The sequence below is a fragment of the Ramlibacter sp. genome (assembly GCF_035706265.1).
GTDB lineage: Bacteria > Pseudomonadota > Gammaproteobacteria > Burkholderiales > Burkholderiaceae_C > Ramlibacter.
The window spans coordinates 1-3364 of the sequence record NZ_DASSVG010000589.1; the positions used below are offsets into that span (position 1 = coordinate 1).

The 3364-nt window shown below is 69.6% G+C and carries 2 protein-coding genes and 2 pseudogenes; 2 read left to right on the plus strand and 2 right to left on the minus strand.

All coding sequences use genetic code 11. From position 1 onward, the window contains the following. Window positions 1–201 (plus strand): annotated as a pseudogene (locus VFM98_RS21135) (tripartite tricarboxylate transporter substrate-binding protein); the annotation flags it as partial. Between the two features lie 504 nt (window positions 202–705). On the opposite strand, the gene VFM98_RS21140 reads toward VFM98_RS21135, so the two are convergent. Then, the gene (locus VFM98_RS21140; protein WP_325111863.1) at window positions 706–1245 is read right to left on the minus strand and encodes a carboxymuconolactone decarboxylase family protein; all 540 of its coding nucleotides are present in this window, start codon (window positions 1243–1245) and stop codon (window positions 706–708) included. 100 nt (window positions 1246–1345) lie between these two features. Here VFM98_RS21140 and VFM98_RS21145 point away from each other — a divergent pair, with 100 nt between their 5' ends. Continuing rightward, complete coding sequence (locus VFM98_RS21145) at window positions 1346–2338, plus strand: tripartite tricarboxylate transporter substrate binding protein (RefSeq protein WP_325111864.1); 993 nt, start codon at window positions 1346–1348, stop codon at window positions 2336–2338. Between the two features lie 146 nt (window positions 2339–2484). Here VFM98_RS21145 and VFM98_RS21150 read toward each other — a convergent pair. Next, a pseudogene (locus tag VFM98_RS21150) lies at window positions 2485–3364 on the minus strand (FAD-dependent oxidoreductase); the annotation flags it as partial.

The window sequence follows — 3364 nt, forward strand, 5'->3', positions numbered from 1 at the left end:
GCCAAGGTGCCGCCGGAGATCGTGCGGCGCATGAACGAGGAAATCAACAAGGCCCTGCAGGTGCCCGAGATCGCGCACAAGCTGTCAGGCCAGGGCATCTCCATCATGGGCGGCAGCACCGAGGCCGCGCTCGCCTTCATCGACAGCCAGATCGACACCTGGGCGGCGGTGGTGAAGGAGAACCACATCAAGCCGGAGTGAGGGCGCTGCTTCGTTCCCTGCAGGCTCACTGGTTGGCTGGGCCGCGGGAAGCGGTGTGGCCTCTGGTCCGGCCCGGAGGGGGTTTGTCCGTCTCCTCCATGTCCCCCGGCGCGGATGGGAACCGGTGCCTGTGATGACAGCGCGCCCGCGCCTCCTCCTTTACTTCCGGAGCCGGACAAACCCCCTCCGGGCCTGCAGCGCGCCATGAATAGCCCGCGGCAGAAACCTGCTCCGCCCACCGCACGCACGGCGCAGCGCTGCGTCACGGTTCGTGGAGGACCGATCGCTCGTCCTCCCACACTGCAGGCGCAGGACGGGTTTGTCCGCCTCCGGAAGTAAAGGGGGAGGCGCGGGCGCGGTGCCATCACGGGCAACGGTTCTCACCCGCGCCGGAGGACATGGAGTGAGGCGGACAAATCCGTCCTGTGCCGGACCGGGTGCAACGAACGCAGCGCGGATAAGACGGAGCGATTGATCTGCCGGGTCCCGCGCCAAGCACGACGTTCACTCCTCCGGCGTAACCCCCAGCGCCAGCAGCAGGCGCGCGACCATGTTGTAGGCGGCGATGGCGGCGGTGATCTCGACCACCTCGGTGGTATCGAAGCGTGCCTGCAGCGCCACGAACAGCGCGTCGTCCACCTTCACGTCGCGCGTCATCTGGGCGGCGTAGCGCGCCGCCAGCGCCTCGTCGCCCGCGATCCCCTGCGGCTCGCCCTGCGCCCCTGCCGCCACCCAGGCCTCGAGCGCATTCAGCGTCGCCTGCGTGCCGCCGGCCGCCAGGTAGTCCGGGCCATGGTGGTGGTATTCGTACTCCGCGCCGGTGATCAGGGCCACGGTGCAGATCCCCAGTTCGCGCAGCTGGCGGCTCGCGCCCAGGCCGGTGCGCACCGCCCCGAGATAGGTGTTCCAGCCGCGGGCCAGCGGCTCGCTCCAGAGCAGGGCGCGGTCCAGGTTCAGCAGCTTGCCGCCGCGGCGCGCCAGGACGGCCTGCACCAGGTCCTGCGGCTGCGGCTTGCGTTCGGGGGTCCAGTCGGGGATGCGCATGGGTCTCCTCAGGGAAAGCCCGGAGCATAAGCTTCTGGTGGCAAGGACGAGCGCGGCTTGCCAGAATGCAGCGTTTTCTTTTTCCAGGAGCCCCAGCTTCATGCGCCTGCCCATCGCCCGCCGCGCCTTCGTCGCGGCCCTGTCCGCCCTCTCGTTCGCCGCCTTCGCCCAGCCCGCCACGGACTGGCCGCAGCATCCCGTCACCATCATCATGACCTTCCCCGCCGGCTCGGGCGTGGACGTGGTCGGGCGCATCCTCCAGGAACCCCTGGGCAAGGTGCTGGGCCAGCCGGTGGTCATCGACTACAAGGTCGGCGCCGCCGGCAACGTCGCCAGCGAGTACGTCTCGCGCGCCAAGCCCGATGGCTACACCGTGCTGTTCGGCACCGCCGCCACCCACGGCGTGAACGCGGCGCTGTACCCCAAGCTGCCCTTCGACGTGGAGGCGGACTTCGTGCCCGTCTCGCCGATCAACGACGTCTCCAACGTGCTCACGATCAACCCCGACGTGATCGACGTGAAGACGCTCAAGGAGTTCGTGGAGACGGTGCGCGCCAACCCCGGCAAGTACAACTACGCCTCCACGGGCAACGGCACCGGCACGCACATGGCGTTCGCCGAGATGAACTCGAAGCTCGGATTGAATATGGTGCACGTGCCCTACAAGGGCGGGCCGGAGGCGATCCAGGCCGTGCTCAAGGGCGAGACCTGCTGCATCATGAACCAGGTGCAGACCGTGCTGCCGCACGCCAAGGCCGGCAAGGTGCGCCTGCTGGCCGTGACCACGGGCAAGCGGGTGCCGGTGGTGCAGGACGTGCCCACCATCGCGGAAAGCGGCTTGCCCGGCACGCAGGGCTTCGACAGCTCCACCTGGTTCGCGCTGTTCGCGCCCAAGGGCACCGACGCCGCGGTGGTCGCCAAGCTGAATGCCGCCGTGCGCCAGGTGCTGCAGCAGCCCGAGATCAAGGGCAAGCTGGAGAGCATGGGCAACACCGTGCGCCTGGAGACCCCCGACCAGTTCCGCGCCACCGTGCGCGCCAACCGCCTGAAGTGGGCGGAGGTGGTGAAGGCGGCAAAGGTGTCGATCCAGTAGGGGCAGCCGAAAGCCAACTTCCGGACGCAAAGGACGCGAAAGATACGCAGAGGACGCAAAAGAGACAAAGCCTTCAAGAGGTTGTCTTTTGCGTCCTCTGCGTACCCTTTGCGTCCTCTGCGTCCGGAAGTCCGCCTTCCGCGGCCTTACCTCTCCCCGGGCGGCACGTACCAGCGCGTCGCCAGCAGCTCCGGCTCCTCCAGCGCCTGCAGGCGCTCCCAATGCTGGTCCGCGTCCGCAACGAACAGGTCGCGGGCGATGGACTGGGCGAGGCGGCCGGCGCCGATCGCCAGGCCGGGGATGTCGCCGGCCAAAGCGCCGTGGCTCATCGTGCTGCCCCAGTTGAACAGGTGGATGGCGGCGAGCGCCTCGGCATGCGCCTCGCCCGCGGGCCGCAGTTCGAAGCCGGCGCCCAGGTAGGGAAAGTGCGCCGCTTCCGGGTGGCGCGCGGCCTGCTCCGGCTGCACGTGGCGCGCCCAGGTGTCGATCGCGCCTGCGTAGCGCGCCAGCTCCGGCCGCTCCAGCAGGTCGACGTCGAAGCCGGTGCCGAAGATCACGGCGTCGAAGCGCTCGCTGCCGGCCGCGGTGGTCACGCGCACGCCATCGCGCTCCGGCAGCACGTCCAGCCAGGGCGCGCCCAGGCGCAGCGTGAACGCCGGCTGGGCGTCGCAGCGCCGCACGGTCTCCCAGGGCGGGGGCACCTGCTCGTCGAAGATGTAGGTGTAGAAGCGCCACTTGCGGGCGTCGTCCAACGATTCGTAGCCGCGGAAGAAGCCGGGAAAGGACGTCCACTTGCTCTTGTTCACCTGCGGCAGGAAGGGGCGGCGCGCGAACAGGTCCACTGCGGCGCCGGCTTCCAGCGCGCAGGCGGCGTTGTCGAAGGCCGAGGCGCCGGCGCCCAGCACGCCGACGCGGCGCCCGCGCAGCGCCTCGAAATCGATCGCGTCGGCGGAATGGAACACGCGGCCCGCGGTCAGCGGATCGTCACGGCGCAAGGAGGGGAAGGACGGCCAGCGCGGGGCCCCG

Bases quoted from the DNA above. Each gene is read 5' to 3' on its own strand.
- VFM98_RS21140 (WP_325111863.1), bottom strand. From the start codon at position 1,245: ATGCGCATCCCCGACTGGACCCCCGAACGCAAGCCGCAGCCGCAGGAC.
- VFM98_RS21145 (WP_325111864.1), top strand. From the start codon at position 1,346: ATGCGCCTGCCCATCGCCCGCCGCGCCTTCGTCGCGGCCCTGTCCGCC.